The organism is Blautia glucerasea (genome assembly GCF_020537505.1).
Classification (GTDB): Bacteria; Bacillota; Clostridia; order Lachnospirales; family Lachnospiraceae; genus Blautia_A.
This window is the reverse complement of sequence record NZ_JAJBMO010000116.1, coordinates 1-444: the sequence shown is the minus strand read 5'-3', so window position 1 is coordinate 444 and position 444 is coordinate 1. Positions and strand designations below refer to the sequence as shown.

Annotated in this window: 1 protein-coding gene; it reads left to right on the top strand. The window is 45.5% G+C overall.

Going from position 1 to position 444, the window contains the following annotated elements:
* Nucleotides 1-221: 221 nt before the first annotated feature.
* The coding region (locus tag LIQ05_RS19515) for an S-adenosylmethionine synthetase N-terminal domain-containing protein (RefSeq protein ID WP_318289611.1) at nt 222-444 on the top strand (223 nt) is incomplete at its 3' end.

Below are 444 nucleotides of genomic sequence, written 5' to 3'. Positions count from 1 at the left end.
GCAGAAAATGAGACAAATAATGACCGCACGGGCAGGGATGTGTTCAAAACAGGGGGATTATGTAAGGGTGTGCATTGGTAGTATTTAGGTTGAAAAAAGTGTCTGAAAGTACCAGAAAAGTGCAGAATGTGAGACAACTTATAACCCAGATCCGGCAGAAAGTGTTCCAGAAAGGAGCGTTTCCTGCCGTTATTATTTACTTGGAAAGGATGGTAACGATTATGAAACGATTTTATACAGCAGAATCCGTAACAGAAGGACATCCGGATAAGCTCTGCGACCTGATCGCAGACAGCATTCTGGACGCGTGTCTGAAAGAGGACGAAAATTCCAGAGTGGCCTGCGAGGTGCTGGCGACCAAAAGGAACATCATTGTAGCAGGAGAGATCACCAGCCGATTTGAGCCACAGGTGTTTGAAATCATCAAAAAGGTGCTGGAGAGTG